This window comes from Paenibacillus sp. OAS669 (assembly GCF_014873645.1).
Lineage (GTDB): Bacteria > Bacillota > Bacilli > Paenibacillales > NBRC-103111 > Paenibacillus_S > Paenibacillus_S vulneris.
The window spans coordinates 324,998-351,277 of record NZ_JADBDR010000004.1 but is presented as its reverse complement, the minus strand read 5'-3'; the positions used below and the strand labels follow the sequence as shown (position 1 = coordinate 351,277).

The 26,280-nt window shown below is 48.7% G+C and carries 20 protein-coding genes; 15 read left to right on the top strand and 5 right to left on the bottom strand.

The genetic code is table 11. The features are described 5' to 3' along the window. Positions 1 to 34 precede the first annotated feature (34 nt). Positions 35 to 1,240 (top strand): MFS transporter, encoded by a 1,206-nt coding sequence (locus tag GGC63_RS11995; RefSeq protein ID WP_192702529.1) that lies wholly within the window; start codon positions 35 to 37, stop codon positions 1,238 to 1,240. Positions 1,241 to 1,266: 26 nt separating this feature from the next. Here GGC63_RS11995 and GGC63_RS11990 read toward each other — a convergent pair whose 3' ends face one another. Further along, complete coding sequence (locus tag GGC63_RS11990; protein WP_192702528.1) at positions 1,267 to 2,361, bottom strand: GerAB/ArcD/ProY family transporter; 1,095 nt, start codon at positions 2,359 to 2,361, stop codon at positions 1,267 to 1,269. A gap of 386 nt (positions 2,362 to 2,747) precedes the next feature. On the opposite strand from GGC63_RS11990, the gene GGC63_RS11985 reads away from it, so the two are divergent. Next, on the top strand, positions 2,748 to 6,218 hold the full coding sequence (locus GGC63_RS11985; RefSeq protein WP_192702527.1) for an Ig-like domain-containing protein: 3,471 nt from the start codon (positions 2,748 to 2,750) through the stop codon (positions 6,216 to 6,218). Between the two features lie 21 nt (positions 6,219 to 6,239). Further along, the gene (locus GGC63_RS11980; protein ID WP_192702526.1) at positions 6,240 to 6,428 is read left to right on the top strand and encodes a hypothetical protein; all 189 of its coding nucleotides are present in this window, start codon (positions 6,240 to 6,242) and stop codon (positions 6,426 to 6,428) included. 260 nt (positions 6,429 to 6,688) lie between these two features. On the opposite strand, the gene GGC63_RS11975 is transcribed toward GGC63_RS11980, so the two are convergent. Further along, on the bottom strand, positions 6,689 to 7,546 hold the full coding sequence (locus GGC63_RS11975) for a pentapeptide repeat-containing protein (RefSeq protein WP_192702525.1): 858 nt from the start codon (positions 7,544 to 7,546) through the stop codon (positions 6,689 to 6,691). A gap of 200 nt (positions 7,547 to 7,746) precedes the next feature. Here GGC63_RS11975 and GGC63_RS11970 point away from each other — a divergent pair, with 200 nt between their 5' ends. Beyond that, a complete protein-coding gene (locus GGC63_RS11970) occupies positions 7,747 to 8,628 on the top strand; it encodes an aminoglycoside 6-adenylyltransferase (protein ID WP_192702524.1) in 882 nt (293 codons plus the stop codon). Between the two features lie 106 nt (positions 8,629 to 8,734). On the opposite strand, the gene GGC63_RS11965 is transcribed toward GGC63_RS11970, so the two are convergent. After that, the gene (locus GGC63_RS11965) at positions 8,735 to 9,490 is read right to left on the bottom strand and encodes a GTP pyrophosphokinase family protein (RefSeq protein ID WP_144027910.1); all 756 of its coding nucleotides are present in this window, start codon (positions 9,488 to 9,490) and stop codon (positions 8,735 to 8,737) included. An 80-nt stretch (positions 9,491 to 9,570) separates the two neighbouring features. After that, positions 9,571 to 10,452: a LysR family transcriptional regulator gene (locus GGC63_RS11960; protein WP_192702523.1), complete on the bottom strand. Its 882-nt coding sequence runs from the start codon at positions 10,450 to 10,452 to the stop codon at positions 9,571 to 9,573. Between the two features lie 146 nt (positions 10,453 to 10,598). Here GGC63_RS11960 and GGC63_RS11955 point away from each other — a divergent pair, with 146 nt between their 5' ends. The 6 genes from GGC63_RS11955 (at position 10,599) to GGC63_RS11930 (ending at position 19,949) form a co-directional block, all read left to right on the top strand. After that, positions 10,599 to 11,813 (top strand): CynX/NimT family MFS transporter, encoded by a 1,215-nt coding sequence (locus tag GGC63_RS11955; RefSeq protein ID WP_192702522.1) that lies wholly within the window; start codon positions 10,599 to 10,601, stop codon positions 11,811 to 11,813. A 231-nt stretch (positions 11,814 to 12,044) separates the two neighbouring features. After that, positions 12,045 to 13,562: an endonuclease/exonuclease/phosphatase family protein gene (locus GGC63_RS11950; RefSeq protein ID WP_192702521.1), complete on the top strand. Its 1,518-nt coding sequence runs from the start codon at positions 12,045 to 12,047 to the stop codon at positions 13,560 to 13,562. Positions 13,563 to 13,777: 215 nt separating this feature from the next. Next, a complete protein-coding gene (locus GGC63_RS11945) occupies positions 13,778 to 16,081 on the top strand; it encodes a helix-turn-helix domain-containing protein (RefSeq protein WP_192702520.1) in 2,304 nt (767 codons plus the stop codon). A 245-nt stretch (positions 16,082 to 16,326) separates the two neighbouring features. Beyond that, on the top strand, positions 16,327 to 17,295 hold the full coding sequence (locus GGC63_RS11940) for an ABC transporter permease subunit (RefSeq protein ID WP_192702519.1): 969 nt from the start codon (positions 16,327 to 16,329) through the stop codon (positions 17,293 to 17,295). Between the two features lie 37 nt (positions 17,296 to 17,332). Then, positions 17,333 to 18,208, top strand: a complete 876-nt coding sequence (locus tag GGC63_RS11935) for a carbohydrate ABC transporter permease (protein WP_225948134.1) — start codon at positions 17,333 to 17,335, stop codon at positions 18,206 to 18,208. 196 nt (positions 18,209 to 18,404) lie between these two features. Continuing rightward, positions 18,405 to 19,949: an extracellular solute-binding protein gene (locus GGC63_RS11930; RefSeq protein WP_192702518.1), complete on the top strand. Its 1,545-nt coding sequence runs from the start codon at positions 18,405 to 18,407 to the stop codon at positions 19,947 to 19,949. Positions 19,950 to 20,044: 95 nt separating this feature from the next. On the opposite strand, the gene GGC63_RS11925 is transcribed toward GGC63_RS11930, so the two are convergent. Beyond that, positions 20,045 to 20,233 (bottom strand): hypothetical protein, encoded by a 189-nt coding sequence (locus GGC63_RS11925; RefSeq protein ID WP_192702517.1) that lies wholly within the window; start codon positions 20,231 to 20,233, stop codon positions 20,045 to 20,047. 175 nt (positions 20,234 to 20,408) lie between these two features. Here GGC63_RS11925 and GGC63_RS11920 point away from each other — a divergent pair, with 175 nt between their 5' ends. The 5 genes from GGC63_RS11920 to GGC63_RS11900 all read left to right on the top strand — a co-directional run bounded on the left by GGC63_RS11920 (position 20,409) and on the right by GGC63_RS11900 (position 26,247). Beyond that, a complete protein-coding gene (locus tag GGC63_RS11920) occupies positions 20,409 to 21,314 on the top strand; it encodes a polysaccharide deacetylase family protein (RefSeq protein WP_192702516.1) in 906 nt (301 codons plus the stop codon). A 225-nt stretch (positions 21,315 to 21,539) separates the two neighbouring features. Further along, positions 21,540 to 22,730 (top strand): oligogalacturonate lyase family protein, encoded by a 1,191-nt coding sequence (locus GGC63_RS11915; RefSeq protein ID WP_192702515.1) that lies wholly within the window; start codon positions 21,540 to 21,542, stop codon positions 22,728 to 22,730. Between the two features lie 203 nt (positions 22,731 to 22,933). After that, positions 22,934 to 23,473: a hypothetical protein gene (locus tag GGC63_RS11910; RefSeq protein ID WP_079911785.1), complete on the top strand. Its 540-nt coding sequence runs from the start codon at positions 22,934 to 22,936 to the stop codon at positions 23,471 to 23,473. 241 nt (positions 23,474 to 23,714) lie between these two features. Next, positions 23,715 to 25,040 carry an ABC transporter substrate-binding protein gene (locus tag GGC63_RS11905; RefSeq protein WP_192702514.1) on the top strand — a complete coding sequence of 442 codons (1,326 nt, stop codon included), beginning with the start codon at positions 23,715 to 23,717 and terminating at the stop codon, positions 25,038 to 25,040. A gap of 127 nt (positions 25,041 to 25,167) precedes the next feature. Further along, positions 25,168 to 26,247 carry a glycosyltransferase family 4 protein gene (locus GGC63_RS11900; protein WP_192702513.1) on the top strand — a complete coding sequence of 360 codons (1,080 nt, stop codon included), beginning with the start codon at positions 25,168 to 25,170 and terminating at the stop codon, positions 26,245 to 26,247. The last annotated feature ends 33 nt before the right edge of the window (positions 26,248 to 26,280 follow it).

The window sequence follows — 26,280 nt, the reverse complement described above, 5'->3', positions numbered from 1 at the left end:
AGAAAATCAATGAACGACAGAAAGAAGCTGCCTTATGATACAGAACAAGAGCGTCGTTATTCTTGCGGTCTTTTATGCTTTCATTTATATGAGCACAGGATCGTTCTCGTCCTACATCGGGGTTTATTTCACGGAACAAGGGATAGGGCATACCGATATCGGGGTTCTTACATCTATCGGGGCGGTGGTCGGGTTGTTTGCGCAGCCCTTATGGGGCTTGGCTGGTGATAGATCCCGAACCAAAAATCGGATCTTAATTCTTTGCACCTTGCTATCCGGATTGGCGGTATGGCTGATCCCTTGGGCGGGAACTATGTTCTGGCCCTTGCTATTCGGCATGGCCCTGTTCAGCCTATTCCAGATTGCCATCAACCCAATGAGCGATGCCATCACGCTTGAGCTGTCTTCGAAGGGGGTTGTGAGATTCTCGACGATTCGTACGTTCGGATCTGTAGGCTACGCTGTAATCTCGATAGCGGCCGGAGTGCTGTTCGCGCGGCATATTGATACGATCTTCATGGTAACCTCGTTCATCATGCTGGGCTGCTTCTTGCTATCTCTCGGCATTCCCAAGGTAGCCGGTCATCAAAGCGGCAAAAAGAAGGTCAAGCTGTCGGAAATTTTTCGCAGCAAGCCGCTGATGGTACTATATGGCTTTACCCTTGTACTGTCTACAACCATGGGCTTCCTGTGGGCGTTTCAAGCGATTTACAGCAAGGAGCAGGGGATCAGCATGGAAGTGATCGGAATCGGTCTCGCAATCGGCTCCTTCACGCAATTTCCCTTTATGATATTTTTTCAAAAGCTGTATGACCGGTTCGGCATTCGGAATATCTTGTTGTTTTCCGGGCTCATTCATGTCATCCGATGGTGCCTGTATTCCTTTGCTTTAACGCCTATTACGTATTTGCTTAGCTGGGTGCTTCACGGCGGAACGTACATTATGTTCTATATGTGCCTTGCCGAATATGTGAACAGGCATGTAATCAAGGAGTTGAAGGCAACGGGGCAAATGCTGAATTCCGTGATACAGTTAAGCGTAAGCAAAATCATTGGCGGTATGCTTGGAGGCGTGTACGCTGCTAAATACGGCTTCCATCAATCATTTATCGTGTTAGCCATTATTGCTGGGGCTTCAACCCTTGTGTTCTACGGGGTATGCAAATACTACGGATTATTTACGGAACAACCGTCACCTAGACAATCCAGAGGCTCAACCGGTATGACCGGATCGGCGTGACAACCATTCCCAACAGCTCATTCTGGTCAGAGTGAGCTGTTTTTGGTTTTGCGGACCCAGGAAATGGCAAGCAGAATCAGCGGATACAAGAATAGAATCGTGAAGGAATAGAACGGGGCCGTCGTTGCAAAAAAATGAATCAAGTCTTGTAAAGACGGGGTGACCCAAATACTAGTCATGCCGCACAGCAGCCCCATCGGAAACACAAGAAAGCGATAATGGGACAAACCAAGCCATTGTGCCGTACCTATGACAAGCGAATAGTACCATAAAGCGATCTGAACAAACCCTCCCAATATCCATGTAACCATGACAATAGCATCAAGATGCTCAATAAAATTGATGAAGCTGATATAAGACGCCGCATAATACACGGGGAAGCTGATGTGCCCGGTGAGATTTCCGAAGACGAACAGGCTGGCAAAATTCGTTGCTACCATAATCAGCATCATGAACAAGACCGAGAACATGCCGGCCTTGAGGCCTTTGGAAAGGTCATGGACGAAGGGAAACAAAAAGGTGATCAGGAAAAATTCCAAGAACCAGGTATGAGGCACTATAGAGCCTTGCAGAGCCGGCAGGATTCCCTTTTCCAGCATAGGCAGCATCTTTCGGGGATCCATATCCGGGATCAGCATGGCAAAAATGCAGACGAAAACCAAGCCGATGAACGGTAAAAACAGCTGCGTACAGCGAGCCAATACTTCAATACCCGAGCGCACGGCAAAGGCACATACGACAATCAGGCTCATGGTAATCGTAACCATTGGCGTTCTGGACAGGAAAGCGCTGACCACAAACTCACCGTATTCCCTCAAGATAAGACCGACTCCATGAAGCAAAAAAAATAGCACGAGCGAATTGGCGCATTTGCCAAGGAAACGTCCTAGAAGTAATTCACCAAATTGCATAATGGACTGGCCGGGAAATTTTTTATGCAAAGCCCACATGATGATAACGACAATAAATCCGCTTATAGATCCCAGGATGGGGGAAAGCCACATATCTCTTTCGGCTTGTTTTGCCGTGATGGCCGGAACGATTAACGTTGAGGTCGCCCCGATCATCAAATACATCAGCATTCCTAGTTGAAGTGCGGAAATCTTCCCTTTGTCGATCATTCGGTTGATCTCCTTTACTGGAAGTAAGCGTATTCGGTTCTTTGTTCTCATTGTTGACGAATTGCGGCGGCGATAAACGTATAAAGCTCATATAGCAGAGGGCGGAGAGTATGTGGAAAGAGAAGTGGTAAGTAGTGAGAGAAATGGTTTGACTGGAATAGGGGATAGTAGTCGTCAGTCTTGGGCTGAAACTATTCGAAATGATTATTAACTCATAAGGTAAATGATCCGAAATACTAAGTATCGGTTTGTTCAAATAATCTATCAACTACCTGAAAGGAAAAAATAGCGGAAGTCCTTTCATTAGGGTCAGTTTTGGTATAGATATCATTGTTATAAGTTTTAAGGGTTCATAGTTATGGATTTAAATTTAGGAGGAATTCGTTATGAAGAACGTATTGCGGAAATCGACATTCATGCTTGCCATTGCATTAACCCTTCAAGTGGTCATGGGAAGTTTTTTTATGCAAATAGCCTTTGCATCCCCTCCTGTCTTAACCACTAGTCCTGGATCCGCATCTTTCGTGGCCGGGGATAACACGACATCGACTCCCGTCGTTATTGACTCCGGTATCACGGTAACTGATGGAAGCAGTACTACGCTTGCAAGTGCAACAGTTGCCATTCAGAACGGTTTTCATGGTGGAGAAGATTTCTTGGGGTTCACCAATGATGGGGCGACCATGGGCAATATTTCGGCCAGTTATAATGCAGCCACTGGCGAGATGATACTGACATCTGCAGGCGCAACGGCCACCTTGGCACAGTGGCAAAGCGCCCTAAGATCCATTACTTATACTGATACGGCCATAATGCCAAATACAGCAACGCGCACGATAAGCTTCACCGCCATTAACGGCACAGGAACTACCAGCGATATGGTGACGAGAACAGTTACAGTGACTGCGACGTACCAAACACCTAAAGTAAAAACCACCGGCGGGACGACCGCCTACACGATCGGAACGTCTGCAGTCATAATTGACTCTAATGTGACGGTGTCCGACCGTGATAGCACAACAATGTCTAGTGCGCTAGTATCTATCGGGACCGGCTTTCACTCTGGAGATACGCTGACTTTCGTCAATACCAATTCGACCACATATGGAAATATTGTTGGAAGTTATAATGCAGTCAACGGCGTGCTGACGCTGACGTCGTCAGGCGCAACGGCCACCTTGTTGCAGTGGTCACATGCCTTAAGCGCGGTCTGGTTCTCCACAGCGGCGAGCAGCATGCCTGGGATTCGTACGATTAGCTTCATCGTAAACGACGGTACAAAAACCAGTGCAGCTGCTACGGATGAGGTGAATGTGATTGGGCCAGCAGTGCCTGTCGTCACGCATCCGGCAAACGGGTCGGCGACGAATGATACGACACCAGTTATCAGCGGCACTGCGGAACCAAACCATACGGTTACCATTGTGTTGGACGGTACAGCGGCAGGAACGACTGTAGCTTCATCCATGGGAAGCTGGTCGTGGACACCGGCAGTAGCGCTTGCCGAAGGACCTCATACTGTGAAGGTGAAGTCGTTGGACGGTACGGGCAATACGAGCCCCGATTCGAATACGAACACGTTTACTGTTGATACAACACCGCCTCCAGCTCCTGTCATCTTAAGGCCGGCAAACGGGTACATAACGAACGATGCTACGCCAATGATCGGCGGCACTGCGGAACCAGGTCTTACTGTGACGATTGTGCTGGATGGAACGGCGGCGGGTTCGACGGTAGCTACAGCCACGGGGACATGGTCGTGGAAGCCCGCATCAGCGCTTGCCGAGGGGACACATACAGTGAAAGCGGCGGCAATGGACATAGCGGGCAATACGAGCCCCGATTCGAATACGAACACGTGTACTGTTGACACAACACCGCCGGCAGCGCCTGTCGTTGTAACGCCGTCAAACGGGTCCACGATGAACGTTATTACGCCAACCATCAGCGGTACGGCAGAGGCAGGTACAACGGTAACGATAGTACTGGACGGAGCTGCCGCGGGAACGACAACGGCTGTGGCTAACGGAAGCTGGTCCTGGACGCCTGCGTCTGCGCTCGCCGAAGGGCCGCATACTGTGAAAGCGACGGTGACGGACACCGTGGGCAATACGAGCCCTGATTCGAATACAAACACGTTTACTATCGATACGGCCCCGCCCTTGGCGCCTGTCATCACCGTTCCTGTTAACGGATCGACGATGAACAGTCCGACTTTGGCCATCAGTGGTATGGCAGAGGCAGGCGCAGCGGTAACGATTGTAACGGACGGAGCTGCCGCGGGAACGACAACGGCTGCGGCCGACGGAAGCTGGTCCTGGACGCCTGCGTCCGCGCTCGCTGAAGGGCCGCATACCGTGAAAGCGACGGCAATGGACATCGCGGGCAATACGAGCCCCGAGTCAAATACGGTTACATTCACCATCGATACAACACCGTCGGCAGCGCCCATCGTCGTAACTCCGGCGAACGGATTCAAGACAAACAATGCGATGCCAGATATCAGCGGTACGGCAGAGGCAGACGCAGCGGTAACGGTTGTACTGGATGGAGCTGCCGCGGGAACGACAACGGCTGCGGCCAACGGAAGCTGGTCCTGGACGCCTGCATCTGCGCTCGCCGAAGGACCGCATACAGTGAAGGCGATGGCTACAGACACCGTGGGCAATACGAGCCCTGATTCGAATACGATTATGTTCACCATCGATACAATGGCTCCGGTTATTACACTACTGGGGAGCAACGCCATATCCATTACGGAAGGGGAGCCGTTTGTCGATCCGGGCGCGACGGCCGTCGACAACATGGACGGTGATCTTTCAGCGCACATTACGGTAACCGGAACGGTGTACAACCAGATCCCTGAAACGTATACGCTGAGATATAACGTTCGGGATATCGCCGGCAACGCGGCGCTGGAAGCGATACGAACAGTCCGGGTAAACCCAAGAATCCATACCTCGGGTGACGACTCCGGAGGCGATTCATCCAGCGGTTATTATTCCGGTAATGCAGATCTTAAGCAGCTTATCGTCACTGCGAATGGAATCGAGCTGCCGTTAAGTCCAGCATTCGCCGCCGGAACTGCCGAGTACACAATCGAAACGACTGCAAATCAAATTGAGGTTCGTCCGATCCCATCCGATGCCTTCGCTTCCGTTGCTGTACAAGGTGAAGCTGCAATCGGCGCCAAAACCGTGTCATTGCACGAGGGGGACAATCAGATCGAGATTTCCGTCAAGGCAGAGAACGGTACAATCAAGACCTACGCGTTAATTGTACGCAGGCCACCATCTGCAATACATGATACCCCGTCCTGCCTGTTCAGCGATATCCAAGGCCATTGGGGCGAGTCGCAAATTTGCGAAGCGGCTGCGAACGGGATCGTCGAGGGAGATACCCCGAATGTTTTCCGTCCGAACGGACTAGTATCGCGGGTGGAATTTGCAGCTATGCTGCTGCGAGCACTTGGGGTGTCCTCCGGGACGGAAGCAAACGAACTCCCGTTTACAGATCGCGCGGACGTTCCGGATTGGGCAAAGGGAACAGTAGGAACCGCGGTTGAGCGCGGCATCCTTAACGGCTATTCAGACGGTACACTGCGGCCACGGCAGACGATCAGCCGGTCCGAAGCAGCCGCTATTGTGGCGAGAGCCATGAAATGGGAGCCGATGGATAGCGCAACCACATTCACCGATGACGCAGACATACCGGTTTGGGCCAAGGGCTACGTCCAGTCAGCAGCTCGGTATGGTGTGCTTGTCGGTCGAGAAGGCAACCGATTTGCCCCGGACGAACAAGTGACAAGGGCGGAAGCGGCGGTCGCGCTTCTACGCTTGCGGCATCGTTTAAAGTAAAAAACGAGCTCAATCGATTGGATGGTGAATGGCATTGATCGCATACAAGATTTGTCAAAATTTATTAAGCTAACTGGAGAATGGGCTAAGTTGGATGCGAAAGCGAACGGGACTTATATTGTGTATAAAACCGATAAGGGAATGATCGTGAAGGAGTATGCAAACGGCGAAATCGAGATCGTTCAAAACCCGGGATTAGTCCATGAATGAATCATCCCCCTATCATGTCGTTTTTTTGCATATCGAACATATATTCAATTAAAGCTTGTTCGAACGATGGTGGACATAGTCTATACGAATGTGGATTGGTCAATTGTTATCGATCAGAGAAGCAAGTAGAGGATAAAGAAAATACCGCCCGATGATATGCTGTCCTTCTGCAGTTAGTTGTATCTAACGTGGAGGGAAGGTCATTATTCAGGCGGTTTTTTCTCTATGGATACTATGAAGTCTAGCTAAGTGAGGACAGGCTAACAGGCTTTCCAATGAGCCGGCCGTTCGAGGGCTGAAGGCAGCTTCGTCCCGGAATCGCCGATCGCTGAGTTAAGCTGAGCCTGGGTAACGAAGAGACTGCCTGTAAGATCGGCTCCCCTCAGATCCGTGTCCCGAAGGTCAGCCCCGATGAGATCGGCCGCTCTCAAATCCGCCTCTCTCAGGTCTGCAGCAATAAGATAGGCACCTCTCAGGTTGGCGCACCGGAGATCGGCGCCTTTAAGCTTGGCTCCGATGAGATCTATCCCGCGGCCCTGCTTCTTCTTGTTTACGGCAGGCCATTGATGCTTACGGCGTAGTTCCTCCCGTACGAGCTCGCTTGTTTGAAGAAGCAGCCCGTTTACCTCCGCTCTATGGGCGGCGATGTCTAGCACAGCCAGCTTGTCTGGCTGAAGATAGGTCAGCCTTTCCGTTTCAGCGATTGCTGTACGAATCGCATCGTGAACCGGCTGTGCAGCCTGAAGCGTCAGCGCTTCGTTCAGGTACCAGAGCAGCTCATGAAGCTGGCGCATGACGGGGAATACCTCGAACATTTGCTTCGCGGATTCCGGGGCTTGCTGCCAGTCGCGGCCGCTGAAAGTAAGCTGCGATACCTTCTGCCCTGCGCCGAAGCAATCGAATACGGTGCATCCGCGAAAGCCGATGCTGCGGAGGCTGTCGTGTACGCCGCAGCGGAAGTCATGGCGAAGGTTCGAACAGGGCTGTCCGGCTTCTTTGCTGACGGCAAAATCGGCAGATGCCGCGTAAGGCAGGGCTACACAGCATAAGCCGAAGCACTTCTCGCAATCGGACTGCAAAGACGCAAGCCTGTCCCTTTCTATTTTATTTTCGGGCATGTTGTTTTCTCCTTATTGATCTTTATAGCGATTACTTTTCATTTTATGACAAGGTTACGCAAATGCAAAGTTACTTTTCTTATAGAACCATTTGTTACATTCTCATTTTACTGAAGATTTCGGTAGTTACAATGTAAATAATAGGATGATACACTAAAAATAACTATATTGGTTGGCAAATAGGAAGGGGAACCCGTCTGATGAGAAGCGAGAAAGAAATGCTGGATTTGATCCTGGGTGTGGCCCGGCAGGATAATCGGATTCGAGCTGTTTACATGAACGGGTCAAGAACCAATCCGCATGCGCCTAAAGATCTGTTTCAGGACTACGATATCGTCTATGTCGTGACAGAGACAGCCTCTTTTTTTTCAGACAACGCATGGATCCGTATATTCGGGGATTTGCTGATGATTCAGGAGCCGGATCGATTAGATCAAGGACTAGGAATCAAGAAAAACTTCGACCGCTCGTACGCCTATTTAATGCTCTTTACGGATGGAAACCGGATTGATCTCCAGATAGAGACCATAGAATCCATGAAAACAGGATATGTCAGCGACAAACTCACCTTGCCCTTATTAGACAAGGATGGCTGCCTTCCCTCCATACCGCCGCCCACAGATAGCGATTATTACGTAAAAAGACCTACGGAAGGGCAGTATAATAGCTGTACGAACAATTTCTGGTGGTGTTTGCAAAACGTAGCAAAAGGAATATGGAGGGACGAGCTGCCTTATGCGAAGCTAATGTACGAGCATACTACTAGAGCTTCCCTTGATGATATGGTTAGATGGTGGATCGGAATCCACAATGATTTTCAAGTTTCTGCGGGCAAGATGGGCAAATATTTCAAAACCTATCTACCCGAAGCATACTGGGATAGGTATCAGCGAACTTATTCGGAGAGTGACTACGAGCGCTTCTGGGAAGCTATCTTTACGGCAGGGGAGTTATTCAGGATGCTGGGCAAGGAAGTCGCCGAGTATTGTCGGTTCACCTATCCTGCTGAGGATGATAAGAACATGACCGCATATCTTAAGCAAGTAAGGAATCTGCCTGCTGATGCGAAGAGCATCTTCTAAGCACTGCAGGTGCAGCTTTAAGACGATTAGTTAACGTGAAAGAATAAGCCTGGCGCATGAATCTGCACCAGGCTTGTTCTATTACGGACTGCCACCGGATGAAAATCTATGCTTCGCCGGGTCCGTCACTGATTAATCTCAACAGCGCTTCAGGCAATTGAAATTGCTGGTTGCTGATGCTGATTCGCTTGAGTTCTTCTCCCCATTCCTGTGACTGGGCTTCCTTGACTTCCGTAATCTCATTGTGCAGACGCTCCATCTTCTGATCCAGAGCCGCCGCGGAATCGGATGCTTCTTTCAGCTCCTGCAGCAGGTTACGGGGCACCGTCCGGTTGTATTTGTAGTAAATTTTGTGCTCAAGACTGGCCCAGAAATCCATCGCGATCGTACGGATTTGTACCTCGACGCATACATTTTCCTGCCGATCCGACATATAGATAGGTATTTCTATGAGCATATGAAGACTGCGATAACCGTTAGGTTTCGGGTGCTGTATGTAGTCCTCAATTTCGATGATTTTCAAATCGCTCTGATTTTGCAGCATTTCGCTGATGCGATAAATATCGGCAATAAACGAGCAGGTGATTCGGATACCCGCGACATCGGTAATATGGTTTTTTATATTGGCTAGCGAAATATCCAGTCCTTTTTTGTACAGCTTTTTCAAAATACTTTCGGGCGATTTTAATCTCGACTTGGTGTGCTCAATCGGGTTGTAGTCGTGAAATAACTGAAATTCCTCGGTTAAAATGTCAATCTTGGTTTCAAATGCATCCAGAGCGAATTTATAAGCCATCAGAAACCGTGTAATATCGTTTTTAAATTTGCGGAATTGTTCAACTGGAAGTGTGTTCACAGTCATTCTCCTTTCCATAGCCGCACATAAGCTAAAGGCTCATAATAAAAGCATATACGAAGAGTGAGGTCCAAAGCAAATGCTGCTCACAGGGCGCGGAAGTGATCGGCCAGTCTGCTAATGAACGCTTGGGCTGCTTTACTCAAAAAACGGTCCTTCCGGTAAATAATCACCAGCTCCCGCGTCGGGGCGTCCTCCTTGAAAGGGATGCAGCGCAATGTGCTCTCTTTCATGGATTGAATGAGCTGCAGCGGCTGAATGGTGGCCCCGATATTGGCTTTGACGATATTGATGAGCGAGAGCACTGAGGTAGTCTCCATAATTGTCTTAAGCTGAAAGCCGCGGCTTCGGCAGCAGCGCTCAATCAACTCACGTCCGATGAACCCCATCGGATACATGACCGTATCTATGTGCCGCAGCTCCTCCAGATGGATATAGTCTCGTTCTGACAAAGGATGATGCTCCGATACGACAAGCATGTATTTTTCCTGACACAGAGGAATTTGTACCAAACGATCATCGATGAACGACATGTTGCAGATCCCGATGTCGACCTCGTTCGCTAGCACCAGCTCCTCAATATTTACGGAGGAGACAACGCGCAGATGAATATTCGGATAGTCATGATAGTAATCGATCAGCAGCCTCGAAATGCGGTAATCCAGATCGGAGGGCAGTGTCCCCACACTTAGTGCCCCTCTGCGAATATGTTGAAGATCAAGAATCGAATCCTTCACATTTTGCAGGTTGCGAAGGATTTGCTTGCTCTGCTCGAGCAATATAAGTCCTGCTTCAGTGATGGCGATCTTTTTCCCGATCCGGTCGAATAGCGGGGTGTTCAGCTCGTCCTCCAGGGCCCCGATCTGCTGGCTTAAGGTTGGCTGTGATATGCCGATTTTTTCAGCAGCTCTGGTAAAATGCATTTCTTCACAAACTGCAATGAAGTATTCCAATTGACGCAGTTCCATTGGCTGTTCACCTTCTTCAATCATTGGTTTTACCAATGATAATAATAGAAATAATTATATTGATCAATTAACGATTTGCTCTTACACTTACTACAGCGATGAGAGGATTTTACAAAAAGAGACAGAATGTAGGAGTGGATACGTAGATGAAATACCAATTCGGATATTTGCTTTGCGCGCTTTTCTTGGCTTCGCTCAATTTGCGGCCGGCCATTTCTTCCATATCTCCTTTATTGGAGACGATTCGTAATGATTTAGGCATGAACGGCTCGGTAGCAAGCCTGTTAACCTCTATTCCAGTGCTGTGCATGGGCGTCTTCTCGCCGTTGGCGGTGAAGCTGAGCAGCCGGTGGGGGCTGGAGAGAATATTGACGCTTTCTCTTATTGTGATAGGACTGGGGACGGTACTGAGATTATCTTCCGGCTCCTCCGCGCTGCTGCTTGTAACGGCATTTCTAAGCGGCCTTGGGATTGCTATTTGCGGACCGCTGCTGTCTGGATTTATCAAAAAATACTTTGCCGACAGGGCGGCATCCATCGTCGGAATCTATTCTATGGCGTTGGTCTTGGGTGCCGCACTCAGCGCCGGTCTATCGGTTCCGTTACAGTCGGTAATGCACGGTTCTTGGAAGGCCTCCTTGGCGATATGGGCATTGTTTGCCATTATTGCCCTTCCGATCTGGATTCAGCTGTCCCTGCGGGAGAAACGTGCGGCCGGCGCAGCTCAAGGAGTAGCCTCCCATGAATCGCGGCTGCCGCTGCGCAGCAAGCGGGCATGGCTCTTGACCGCATTTTTCGGCCTCATGGCATGGATGTTCTATTCCATGACGGCATGGCTCGCTCCTGCTATGGTGAGTCTCGACTATGATAAAGGCTTTGCGGGAGGAATGCTGACGCTGTTTACAGTCATTCAAATACCGGTCAGCTTCTTCCTGCCGATGCTCATCGCCCGGTTCCCCAAAAGGATGTATTGGCTGCTGGGTTGTGCCTTGCTGGAGCTGGCCGGAGTGATCCTGTTCGTAACCCATGCGAATCCATGGCTGATTGTGATCCTCCTTGGCCTCGGAGCGGGAGGGTTGTTCCCAATGGCACTCATGCTGCCGATTGAGGAGACAGACAGTGCGGAAGCGGCAAGTGCTTTGTCGGCTATGAATCAATCGGGCGGTTATATCGTAGGCTCCCTTGGCCCGCTGTTCGTTGGCTGGGTGCATGACAAATGGGGCGGCTTCGAGCAGGCTTTCGGAGGGCTGGCTGTTCTGATCGTTATTATGCTGGTGCTTCAACTGAACATAGGCAATAAGAAGAAGCAAACGCCAGCAAAGCCTGCTGCACAGATGAAAGCAGAAGTAAGCAGATCATAGGATTGGTTAGTAAATGGAAGACGTGCTTAAACGACTGACCCATTGCCTTTAGCGCATTGGTAAGAGGTTGTCGGCACGTCTTTGTTGCTATTGGAAGCCGAGACGGCGGTCGCAGGAATCTTTTATAAAGAAAGGGAAAAAATCTATAAAAATGTTAATAGGACGGTCATCTTCCCTGCTGTATGATCAAAGGGAATTTATTCCATAGTACAATGAGGAGGCGGAAAGAAGATGATCATAAAGGCGAAAATAACGGCATTTGCGGTTCTGCTTACAGCTGTTGGTCTAACTATTGCAGGGAATCAAGCTTCAGCAGCAGCTGGTGATGAAGAGCTGTCGTCAGGCAAACTAAGAATCATGACCTCCAATCTGAGGACGGCCAGTGCCGTTGACGACCAGCCCTGGGAGAAGCGGCGTCCGGTTATGAAGCAGCTCATCGAGGCGGCCAAACCGGATGTTATTGGAACGCAGGAAGGAATCGACAGGCAAATCAAAGATTTGGAAGCGGATTTGCCCGATTACGGATGGATCGGCGTTGGCAGGGAAGGCGGCAATCTGGGCGAGTACATGGCCATTTTCTACAATAAACAGCGGCTGAAGCCATTGGAGCAGGATCATTTCTGGCTTTCCGACCGTCCCAAGCTCATTAGCTCGGTAGGGTGGGGGAACCGGATACCACGGATGGTGACCTGGGTCAGGTTTCAGGACATGCACAATCTCAAAACCTTTTACATGGTCAATACGCACCTGGATCATGAATCTGAAGCCGCCCGCCAAAAAAGCGCGCAGCTTATAGCGGATACGATCTCCTCTTTAGATCCCGATGTTCCTGTGATCTTGACAGGTGATTTCAACACGACACCGGACGGAGCCGTGTATCAAACCTTGGTCCAATCAGGGCTGATGGAAGATGCTTTTTTTCAAGCCCATCAAAAAATCCACGATGACCTGGGCACCTTCCATAATTACAAAGATCCAACAGGGGGCGGGGGCGCCAAACGGATTGACTGGATCTTGTCCCGCGGCAAGGTGAATGTCGTCCGAAGCGAGACGGTAACCTACCAGCAGGATGGCCAGTACCCGAGCGACCACTATCCGGTCACGGTGGATCTGGTCCTGCAGAAGGCGAGTAAATCGGTAGACGAAACGACGGTCAAGCAGCCGGCCAAGTCTGCGCTGCTCATCACAGAGGTCGTGCCTAATTCGACCAAAGGAAATTACAATTATGTGGAAGTGGTCAATAACAGTGATCGCGATATCGATCTCGACGGGTATAAACTTTATTATTACTACGATCCGCTGCTTCCGTTCGACAAGGCGAAATCGAACAAATGGACGATTCAAAAGGATACCTACAGCACCAGCAGTATTATAAAACCGGGAGAAGCCAAGGTCATCTGGATTAAGAAGCAGCCTTGCTGCTATAGCCTGGGTATCGATAGTTTTCGTGATCATTACGGATTGACGGCGGCCGATTTGAAGGAGGATCAGCTCTTAGCCGTATTCACGCCCGGAGATAACCAAGGACTTAATGGCACGGCAACGACGGGGCGTGCCTTGGGCATCATGTCGCCGGACGGCGCCCAGCAAGCCGGAGTGCAATACAACCTGGGCGTACTGGACGTTCAGTCGAATGAAGCAGTTACCTATACTGCGCCTGCTCCGTTCATCAGTATCATGCAAAAGCTTGGCAGCCATCAGCGTGCGACTCCGGGTATCCTTGCTGAAGGACAGCTGGCGGGGAAATAGCGTAGGGTATATAGGTGGGGTTTCCTGGGAGGGCTTGCGTTCGCCTCTTTTTGGGAAATCCCGCTTATTTTTGTTTAATCGCCGGTCCAGCCTAGTATTTTGTTGAAATTTGTGGAATCCGCTTCCGTTTGGAAGGGCTTTAATTTCCTGCAGCGAACTATATTAGGAGACATAGCCATAAAGTTCAATGATCATAGCTGACGGCGGGTGAACCCATGTTCAAAGGAAGGTTTTACCGGAATAGTCTTATCCTGATACTACTCATCTCCAGTATCCCGGGAATCATTGTCGGGGGGATTCTATATGGAATGACGGGAGGCTGGCTGGAACATGCGCTACTTCAGCTTCACACAAGCCAAATTCTGCAGAGGGCGTCCAACATTGACGACCAATTCACCTATCTGGAGACGTCGCTCGCCCATTGGGCATTTGATACCAAATTCAACAGCCAATTATATGAAACGAACTTTTATCAGGACTTTGAGATCGCCCGCGATCTTACGAAGACTTTGAATGTAATGCAGGGATCTACGCCATTGGCGAAGCAGGTGGAGCTATTTTTAAAGGGGACTCAGTACATCCGGTTTTACCCGGAATACGATGTCATCTCGAACGAAGATATGATTGCCTCATACAACCAATTTCTTTCCCAGGACAATCTTGTGTTTTGGACCACTTTATCCGACGATGCCAGTCATTTGGATAAGAAAGACCTGACGCTGGTCCATAAGATTCCCGGAGTGGACATGCATCCTTTTGGGGCGTTGTTCATCCGAATTAATGAGGAGAAGGCAACCAATCTCTTGAAAACGTTAACACCCTACAATGTTGGTGAAACGTTCATGATGCAAAACGGGGGGGATGTCCTGCTGGCGAGCTCCAAGGACCCTCAATCGGTTGTATTTGACGAAGCTTTGAAGGCGGAAGTGCTTCAACGAGGGGGCAAATCTGGCTCCTTCCTTTATGAGAGTCATAAAAACATGTATACCGTATCCTACGGAACGTTCCGCAGAGTCGGTACGGAGTGGATGTATGTCTCCGCTTCCCCGATCAGCGTCATTACGAAGCCCGTCGATTTTATCTCCAAGCTCATCTTGTCCGTCAGCTTTGCCGCTTTATTGCTGGCGGTGCTGTTGTCCTGGTTCGCTTCCCGCAAAATTTACTCTCCTGTAGATCGGCTGGTGACCCTATTAACCGGAAGCAGACCTTTGACAGGAAGCATTGGCGAGCAGCATGACGAGTTTAAGCTGATAGAAAAGGAGTGGCTGGATCTATGGAGGGAAAGCACGACGCTGCAAAACAAGCTCGAAGCACAGCTTCCCCATGTGAAGGAAGGGTTCCTGCTTCAGCTGGTGCAAGGCTTTCTCTCCGCATACTCCGAGGACGACCTGCGCGAGCGGATGCGCAATTACGGTTGGGTAGTGGATGAGTGCCAGTTTATCGTCATGCACATTCAGCTCACAGGCTTTGCCAACCTGGAAGGACGATTCGGCCAGGGAGATGAAAGCCTGGTTACGTTTGCGGCTGCCAATATCATCGAGGAACTGTCAACTAACCGTCTGGAGCAGGTGAATGGGATCAATTTTCACGATTTATCTATGGGGCTATTGATCATGCTGCCACCCCACATGTCTTATACAACTGAAGTGCATGAACTGAGCGATGAGATTATTCAGTCCATTAACCGTATTCTTAAGCTCAACGTATCGATCTGCATCGGCAAGCCTTCGACCGCTATCCGACAGATTCCGTCACACTATGAAGAGGCAAAGCAAGCCTTGAGCTACCGCAGCTTCAAGAACGAGAATCAGATCATAGATCTCAATTCCCTGGAGCCTGAGGAGGACATGGCCGAGCTGCATTATCCGTTCGTCCTGGAGAGGGAGATCGTTCAGATGATCAGGACCGGCCAGCAGCACGAAGCAATGGATTTGATCAAATCGTTCCTGGACGCATTGCTGGAGAGAGGAGCCAAGGAAATTGAAGCTCAGCAGGGGATGCTGCAGCTGCTTGGGAGTATATTGCATGCGATTCGGCATTTGGGAATGGACCCGAACCGGGTATTTCGTTCCGTCAACTTATATGATCAGCTGGGGCAAATCCGCGAGCCGCAGAAGATGCTCCACTGGTTTCAGCACAAGATCATGAATCCTTACATTCAGGAGCTGGAATCGCGCTCCGACGTGCATTGGAAGAAAGCGGTCGAGACCGCGATGGTGTATCTGCAAAATCATTATATGAAAGAAATCTCCCTGGACAGCTGCGCTGATCATGTCGGAGTAAACTCCGTTGCACTTAGCAAGTCGTTCAAGCAAATAACAGGAACGAACTTCATTGATTACTTGACGGAGCTTCGTATGGAGAAGGCAAAAGAATTACTTCGCGATACGGAGCAAAAAATTAATGATGTCGCCGTACAGGTCGGGTATCAGCACAGTTATTTTAATCGTATCTTTAAAAAGCATGTCGGTGTCACTCCGAGCCATTACCGTGAAATGAGCAGAAATATGCATAGCTAAACCTGGAGCAAGCCGGTGTCTGGAGATCAGGCGCCGGCTTGTTTTTTCTTTGTCAAAAAAGTCCAAGCCTAACGCTCAAACCGCATGAGACAGGCTTTTCAAGAAAGTGCTAAGCGGAGTGAAAAAGTGCAAATTCCACAAAAAGCGCTTCCAAAAAAGTGTGGTTGCCGGAAAAATGCCCCCCGATTAAGGTGAAATTAGCAAGCGGCTGCAACAAACTGAAGATGATGACGAGGAGTGAGAGGATGGTCAAAACATCACAAGCCGAGCAGCTCCCGGCAAGCGTTCCGTCGGCGAGGACGCGCAAGAGGGGCTCATTAATGAGTAGAATCATTCAGGATAAATATTTGCTGATGCTTTTATTACCCGGATTGGCCTACTTCATTATATTTAAGTACATTCCCATGTGGGGGGTATTGCTCGCATTCAAAAATTATCAGCCGTTCGTTGGATTTTTTAAGAGCGAATGGGTTGGAATGGATAACTTCAGGCAATTTTTTAACGACCCGATCTTTTTCCGCTTAATGAAGAATACGCTTTTGCTTGGTTTATATGACATGGTATTTTTCTTCCCCGCACCGATTATTCTAGCCCTGCTGCTTAATGAAGTCCGCAAATCCTTTTACAAACGGTTTATTCAGACCATTATTTATATACCGCACTTTATTTCTATGGTTATCGTCGCAAGTATCACATACCTCATGCTGACTACGGAAGGCGGGATTATTAACGAGCTTCTGTTCAAATTCGTGGGCGTGAAATATGAGTTTTTGACAAGTGAGGACTGGTTCCGGCCGCTCATTATTACGCAAAGCTTATGGAAGGAAATGGGATGGGGGACGATTATCTTCCTTGCCGCTCTCGCAGGAGTTGACCAAGAGCAATACGAGGCCGCTATAGTAGACGGCGCGAGCCGGTTCCGTCAGCTATGGCATATTACCCTCCCGGCAATCCGGGGAACCATTATCGTTCTGCTGATTCTTCGCATGGGAAATTTCCTGGACCGTGGCTTTGAGCAAGTGCTGTTGATGAGCAATGCGCTGAACCGCAATGTGGCGGAAGTCTTCGACACTTATGTTTATACGATCGGTATTACCCAAGGGGCTTTCAGCTACAGCACGGCGGTAGGGCTGTTCAAATCAGTGATCGGCATCATCCTGGTGCTAGGCTCCAACTACTTGGCCAAACGTGCCGGCCATTCCGGTATTTTCTAAAAGATTCCTCATCCTTAAAGCAAAGGAGGCAGCTGCCTTGAGACACAACACTTTAAGCGGAAAACTATTCGATGCCGCCAACTATATATTCCTTGCCGTCGTGGCTTTGTCGATGATTCTGCCGATCATGTATATCGTCGCCGGCTCGTTCGCAACTGAGATTGAACTGAGCAACCGGGCGTTCTTCATCATTCCGAAGACCGTGACGCTAAACGCTTATGAATATGTATTTAAGGACAACGCGCTGCCGCGAAGTCTGCTGGTATCCGTCTTTGTAACCGTCGCAGGCACCCTGGTGAATCTGTTCTTCACCTTTACTATGGCTTATGCCTTATCACGCCGGTATATGGTTGGGCGGAACGTGTTCATGAATATGGTCGTCTTTTCCATGCTGTTCAGCGGCGGCATTATTCCAACCTTCCTGGTAGTAAAAAGCATGGGTCTGCTGAATTCGTATTTGGCGGTCATGATTCCGACGGCGATCAGTGCATTTAATTTGATTGTTATCAAATCGTTCTTTCAGGAAATTCCTAATGAGCTGATCGAATCCGCCCGTATTGACGGTTGTACCGATCTTGGAGTTCTGTGGCGCATCGTTCTTCCGCTATCCAAGCCGGTTATCGCCACCTTCGCGCTTTTCTATGCTGTAGGCCACTGGAATGATTTCTTCAATGCTCTGCTGTATTTGAGCGATGCGAAGAAATGGCCGATGCAGGTGCTGCTGCGCCAAATTATATTGCTCGCTACCGGTTCCATGGATATGTCGACAATGGACCCGCAATACGTTAAACCGCCGGACCAATCCATCAAGATGGCTGTTATTGTGGTTGGAACCTTACCGATCTTGCTGGTCTATCCGTTTTTGCAGAAGCATTTTGCCAAAGGGGTTCTGTTAGGGGCTGTTAAAGGATAACGGGGCTGCTCCGCTATGTTGATAAACCCGAGTACTTTGCTTTCCGTTTGGAATAGCTGGGCGGAAATATCCGTAGCGCCGGCTGCCGGTGCAGGGATGGGAATCCTCGCAAACGCTGTTCCCGGGCACAGTATGGTGAAGGGATTATCATAGATGCTATCCAACTTTGTATACAAAAAAGGGAGGAACAAGGAAGATGAGATTCGTAAAACAGAAAAGAACGGCCATGGCCGCCATGAGCATCGCTTTGATTGCAAGCGTTTTCACTGGCTGCAGCTCAGATCCTAAACCAGAAGCCGGCAAGGGCGGCATACAAGCATCCACGGGCAAGGAAGCACCTTACAAATTTTCGATTATGATGAAAAGCTTTCAAAATGATGCCATAACCTCTGAGAGCAAAGTTTGGAAGAAGGTAGAGGAGTACACGAACACGAGTCTGGAGGTGTTGTTTACACCGGATGCAGCCTATAACGATAAGCTGAATATTACGCTGGCCTCGGGCACGATGCCTTCGGTTATTTTTACGGCAAGCGCCAAAACTCCATCCATTGTCAACGCGATCAAAGGGGGAGCTTTCTGGGAAATCGGCCCGTATTTGAAGGATTATCCGAACTTGAGACAAATGAATAGCACGATATTGAACAATACCTCCGTTAACGGCAAAACCTATGGCCTATATACAGCAAGACCGCTGGGACGCTTTGCCATCTCCTACCGCAAAGACTGGCTGCAAAATGTCGGATTGCCTGAGCCGAAGACGCCGGACGATTTTTACAATATGTTAAAAGCGTTCAAGGAGAAGGATCCGGACAAGAACGGCAAAGACGACACGTACGGCATGGTCGTGACCAAATATTCCGGTCCATGGGATATTATGCAGACTTGGTTCGGAGTTCCTAACAAATGGGGAGTTGATAAAGACGGGAAGCTGATTCCCGCCCATCTGACGAATGAATATATGGATGCGCTCCACTACTTCAAGAAGCTGTATGACGAGAAGCTGGTGAACCAGGATTTCGCCGTCTACGATTCTGCCAAGTGGAACGACCCGATCATTAACGGGCAAGCGGGTGTAGCGGTCGATGTAGTAGATCGTTCCTATCAGATCGATGAGAAAATGAAGGCGGGCAATGTCAAAGGGGAAATGGATATTATCGGGGCTATCAGCGGCAAGAATGGTCCTGTAACTCCAGCTACATCTGGATACGGCGGTATCTTCCTCATCTCCAAATCGGCGGTAAAGACCGAAGCGGAGGTGCGTAAAATCCTTAATTTCTTCGATAAAATCGACGATAAGGAATACCAGATTCTTCTGACGTACGGTATTGAAGGCACGCACTATAAGGTGGAGGACGGCAAGCTTGTCACGATTCTCTCTTCAGAGATGCCGCAAGCGCCGGATATTAACATCAAGAGCTTCAACCAAATGCTGATCGGGGTTCCGAACGTGCTGGATACGGCCTTCAAGGCTGGGACGCCTTTGAGAGCCAAAGCGAACGAGGTGAAAGCGGCTAATGAGAAGATTGCTCTGGCGAACCCCGGCGAGCCGTTGATCTCCGCTACGTATACCCAGAAGGGCGCTCAGCTGGATCAGCAAGTAGAGGACGCACGTATCAAATTTATCGTAGGGAAAATGGACGAAGCCGGCTTCAAAGCCGAGATGGAGCTGTGGAAGAAGAACGGCGGCAATGATTATATTAAAGAAATGAACGATGCCTACGCCGAAAGCAAAAAGAAATAATAGATGCACAAGGTCCGGTCTGACTCTCAGATCGGACTTTCTTCATCATAAAGGTACCGCTCTCTATTAAAATCTAATCTAACATGTAAGGCATGCTAGATCATATAATCATCGTAGTAATCGGTTTTTTTGGGCTTTTTCCTACGGATAAACAACGATACGAACAACAGGACGGCAAAAATGGCATAGTACAAGCCACACTCGAGCCAGCTCCTGGAATTGATGTAGAAGATGACGGCGAATGGAAGAGGAAACAGGAGAGAGATCCAGATCGGTTTTTTCAAAGGTGCACCTGCCAAACGTCATTTATCCCCAATCATACCATTAAAGGGCCTCAAATTGAAGGCTCCTTACCAAGCACAACGCGGACTCCATTTCATAGGCATCGACATGCAAAGTTTTCCTAAGCCCTGCTTATCTGCTATTATAAAATGGATTGCATTGTGAAAAGGAGCCATTATGAACAAAAAGATCTTATTCATTATCGGTTTTATTGTTGTTATCGGTATCGTATTGGTATTGGGTCAAATGCAATGGGGCACCTATCATTATCAGAATAAAGTCGCGGTACTGACCTATCACCATATTGATACGGAGGAATCGGAATATACCATATCCCCCGAACGATTCCGGGAGCATCTGCACGCTCTCACGGATCATCAATTCAATGTGATATCCACAGCGGAGTTCGTAGGATTCCTGAAGGAAGGGAAACCGATTCCGCCTAACGCGGTTGTCATTACTTTCGACGACGGGTATGAATCTTATTACAAATATGCCTATCCTGAGCTCAAAAAAGAGGGGATGACCGCAACCAATTTTCTTATCGTCAATTCTGTTGGCGACCGTACGGCGGAGAGTCCGTTTATGACTTGGGATGAAATAAAAGCAATGAACGCGGACGGCTTCGACTTTTTCTCCCATACCTTTGATTCCCATGGCTTTAATACGAATGAAAAGGGGAAGCAGGTTTCACCTTTAACCAACCGTATCTGGCTGGAGTCTGAGAGCCGGATGGAGACCGAAGAAGAGTATCGGAGCAGAGTGGTTAAGGATCTAAGCCAGGCGGAAAAGGTGCTTCATGACCAGCTGGGCAACACCCTATCCATCCTTTGTCTGCCGCACGGACGATATAATCAATCCCTCATCGATTTAAGCAAGCAAGCGGGGATTCAGTACATCTATACCGGTGATTACGGCCTCAATTCCAAGGGCGACTTCCTGATTAAGAGAGTTACCGCAGGCGTACCTACGTTAACGGGAGATGGTCTGGTTGCAAAAATTAATAAAGAAACGACGCTGTTAGGTAAGTTAGAGGACTTTATAAAAAATATCGTTCTGCAAGTAAGGTATCGCTATTTCTAATAATTTTCAGTAAATTTCTGGTAAAAATGGTGAGACGAAGTCCAGACTGCAACTGGGCTTTTTCCATTATCAGGATATTTCTCGCCTCGCAACAAAATAGTGCAAAGTAATAAAGAAAGTACTAGCATGAAATGAAGCGTTTCAAAAAAGTCCCGTTGTTCGAAAGGCGCGGATCAGATAGTCTTTTTTTCATGCAGCAGACTTTATGATAATGAGGTGGACGAGATGAATGTTAAAGGACAGGGAAAAGGTACCGTATGGCCGGCAGAGTGGAGAACAACGAAGGATTTGATTACAGGCATTCCGTTGAAGCAGTTAACGAATCATATGGCGCACAGCTTCCATCTGTATTTCACTAACGACGGCTGGTATGACAATGGCCGGAAATTGTTGTTCGCTTCCGATAGATACAATGCCACGAACTTATATAGCATGGATTTGCAAACCGGTGAAATTACACAGCTGACGGATCACCCGGAGGGGGCGTCGGTTCATCTTCAGCAAACGTATATCAATCCAAAGGGGCATGAAGCTTACTTTGAAAAAGGGAATCAAATCATCGCTATCCACCTGCAAACGCTTGAAGAGAGAGTCATCTATGAAGCGCCGGAGAAGTTCAACCTGGGGAATTTGAGCTGTACCTCGGATGGGGAGTGGTTATGTACCTGCATCAAGGAGGACTTGTCCGATCGCATTCAGGCATCCCTTGGAGCGGGCTATATCGGATTTGAGGAGACTGCAAGAGCCAAGCCTCTCTGCAAGATTGTGAAGATTCCTGTAGCGGGCGGTGAGGCTAAGGTCATTCACGAGGATAAAGTATGGATAGGACATGTCAATACGTCCCCGACACAGCCGCATTTGCTGAGCTTTTGCCACGAGGGTCCCTGGGATCTCGTCGATCACCGTATCTGGTGCTTGAACATGGACACTCAGGAGGTGTGGAAAATACGACCATCCCAAGACAACGTCTTCGTAGGTCACGAGTATTGGCATGCCGACGGTATTACAATCGGGTATCACGGGTATACGGAGTCCCTATCCAACAAGGACGGTAAGTTTATCGGCTCTATCCGATATGATAATACGAACCGCCAAGAGAGTGCGTTCCCGTTCCAGAATATGCACATCCATTCGAACGATTCCAGCCTTATTGTGGGAGACGGGCAGCAAACAAGCGCTTATCATGGAGAGCAGTTCCAGGATACGATTTGTTTGTGGAGAAACAACGCCGGGGTGCTGGAAGGACCGAGAATCCTGTGCCGGCACCGGGGAAGCTTCCAGGCACAAAAGCTTCACGTTCACCCAAGATTCAGTCCGGATGGAACCAAGGTCTTGTTTACAAGCGATATGACCGGCTATGGCAATCTGTACCTGGTTGACGTGCCTGAATTCGACTCGCTTCCAAAGCAGCCATAATGAAGGATAGAAGAGACAGGTCGCCGATAAGGCGGCCTGTTTCTTCTCAACTTCTCCAAATACCTCTGCAGCTGCAGGGAATTGCTTATAAGGTCTATTAGCCTATTGATCTTGGCGGGCAAGTGGCGTTAAACTAAACAATCGGTAGGTAAAATAGAAAAGAATTCCGTCGGCATTCGATGTAGATGGGAGAGGAGAACCTCATGAGCTTATCAAAAATATGGATTCCTGTTGCTGCCCTCAGCATGATGTTTCTTATGCCTGCGGCTGCTGTAGAGCCGACGGCGGCCGAGCACCAGCAGATGGCTGAACCGCGCAGCATGTCGTTTCAAATTCCAATGAACAACTACTGCAGTCTCGAGAACCCGCAGGATTTCTCATTCCAGCTGTCTAACGCCTCCGACTCGGCAGCGAACATTACGGTCCGCTTCTTCCAACAAGACGGAACTGAGTTTAAGGAGGAAGGAACCGCTTATCGTGAGATGAAATCGGATATCGTCCCCGGCAAGCCGACGAGCCTTCAAGCTCATGCAACAGGGGTATATCACATCAATTTTGGCAACCACAAGCAATGTAATGAGCGAGTTTACTTGGGTGAAATCAAGGTTAACTCTGGACAAGCCTCCTTGCTCGCAACCGGCTGGGTTAATACGGCAGGAACGTACGAGAAGATCGTTGTGAACGATAACCGCAAATTTGATCTGTCTGCACCTGTGAGTACGGCAGGAACTTCTTCTCCATAAAGGTTCCCTGTGTCTATAGAAAAGGTAGAGCCGCTTGGCATGCATTTTTTTGTATGCCGGGGGGCTTTTTTTATTTGTGACCAGGGATATGATTTCGCAAAAAGTTAGTATTGTACAACAATTTGTTAATATCAAACATCCAGTTTGCGTATTCATTTGTAATATGATAAACGTATTCCGAGTCTTACTCAGAAGAGCTGGGCTATTCCAAATCATCCATTTGAAAAGAGGGGAACAATAAATGAAGAGAAAGCTGCCGTTCCAAATGGTTTCATTATCGCTAGGTCTCGTACTAATCGTTAGCGGGTGCAGCTCGTCTAATGCGCCTGCTGCCCCAACGGGAAGCAATGAATCTGAAGCTAAAGTAAGCAATGAACCGATTACCCTCACATTTTTTACGGCGCAAAATTCTGTATACGCAAATGAAAGCGGTTTCGACAATGAGATTGGCCAATACATAAGAAAGAAATTCCCCAATATAACGATCAAGCATATCCATAAAGCGGCCGGGCAGGATTACGGTGATCTTATTGCAGCGGGAACCATCCCTGATATTGTATTGGAATCAAGCGGTAACATCATTTCCAAAATCAAAGAGTTTGATTTGGCCAATGATATGGCGGATCTTATAAAAAAGCATAATTTCGATCTTTCCAGAATGGACGAGGCGGCGATTGCCCAAGTGAAGAACGCCAACCCTGACGGGCAGCTGTGGGGTCTTCCTTTTACGCTCAGCAACATTATTATGTTCTATAACAAGGATTTATTCGACAAGTTCGGAGTTCCGTATCCTAAGGATGGAATGACCTGGGATGAAGTTTACGACGTCGCCAAGAAGATGACCCGATCGGTGGATGGCGTACAATACAAAGGGCTGTCCATGCATCCGGGCGTCATGACGAGCTATAACCAATTGTCGTTAACCCCGCTGGATTTAAAGGAAAATAAAGCGGCGATCAATACTGAAAAGTGGAAGACCTTGATCGAGAATTACAAGCGGTTCTATGATATTCCAGGGAATGAATTCACTAACATTGACGACTTTCCGAAGGGTCAAATGGCCATAGGAATCCATGTAGCTGAGAAAGTCACGAGCTGGTACACAGCGAACAAAGACCTGAACTTCGATTTGGCTTCGCCACCCTCCTTCAAGGATCTGCCCAACACTGGCATGCTGCCTAACACGTATTCTTTATTTATTACCAAAAATTCCAAGTATAAAGATCAAGCCTTCCAGGTTATCTCGTACCTGCTCTCCGATGAGGTTCAATCCGAATTATCCAAGCAGGGTATCGTAACCCCATTGAAAAGCAAAGCCGTGCATGACGTATATGGTCAAAGCCTTCCTCAATTAAAAGGCAAAAATACAGGAGCGGTATATTACAGCAAGAACGCGCAGCCTGCGCCTCCAAGAGCCCCAGGACTCGTCTATTACAGCGTCAATACCAGTAAAATTTTTGATAATATCTATAAAAACAATATGGATGTAAACAGCGCCATTCGTGCGGTAGAAGAAGAAGCCAACGCCGCTATACAGCAGCTGGTGCTTCAAAAGGGCGGAAAATAACCAATAAGGCTTGCCAACTAATGGGCACTAGTGAGTTTTAAGCAATTGTGCAACAGATATCTAGTACACAATCTTCTCTAATACATATCGTAAGAGTACGATGTCATAATTAGTGGAGGGATTGTGGGTGAGAATCCTCATGGTAGCGCCCGAGCAAATTCCGGTACCGGGGAACGGGTCCGTCGAAATATGCATGTTGTCCATAGCTAAGCAGCTTGCAAAGCAACACCAGGTCACCATTGTCAGCCGCCAAAGTTCGGGGCTTCCAAAAATAAGCCATCATGGGAAATTGACTATCGTCAGAGTTCCTTCCGGGAGAGGGAAAAGATATATTTCATCCGTATTGCAGTATATTCGGGGTAAACATTACGATGTCATTCAGGTGGACAATCGTCCTCATTACATGGCGCAAGTCAAACGGGTATTTCCGCATACTCCGGTTGCGTTGTTCCTTCATTCACTGACGTTCGTTCCGAAAACCAGCAGTGTAGCCGCGAGTATGTCCTATGCCAATCTGATCATCGCCAACAGTGATTCCTTGAAAACCAACCTGTCCCGAATGTTCCCATCCCAAGCGCACAAAATCCGAGTGGTCCATTTAGGCGTGGATGTAGACCGGTTCAGGCCCTCGAGCCACTCTAGCCGCTCTAGCCGGCAGGGGACCTTTCATGTATTATTTGCCGGCAGGGTCATCCCCCGCAAAGGAGTGCCGGTATTGATCAAAGCAATAAGTATTGCGCGAAGGCAGCAGTCGAATATTCACCTAACGGTTGTCGGGGGAGGAAAGCCTCATTATATAGGCTGGTTGAGATCACTTGCCCGCAAATATGGCGTACCAACCCGCTTTACAGGCAGGGTATCGCATCAAAAAATTCATGAATGGTACAGGAAGGCAGACTGCTTCGCTTGCCCGTCACAAAGGCATGAAGCATTCGGACTGGTTAATGTGGAGGCTATGGCTTCAGGACTGCCGGTTATTGCGTCCAAAATTGGCGGGATCGGGGAAATTGTGAACCATCGCAGCAACGGCTACCTTGTTCGGAAGTATACTCGTCCTGAGGACCACGCCAAATATATATTGAGGGTCGCTCAAAATAGGGAGCTGACCGATCAATTGTCCAGGCAGGCCCGATCCGACGCAGTGAACCGGTTCAGCTGGAAGCAAACAGCCTCCAGATTAATAGCCATCTACAGTGCAGCCCGATAATGGTCCGATTATCGGGTTTTTTGCGTTTTCATG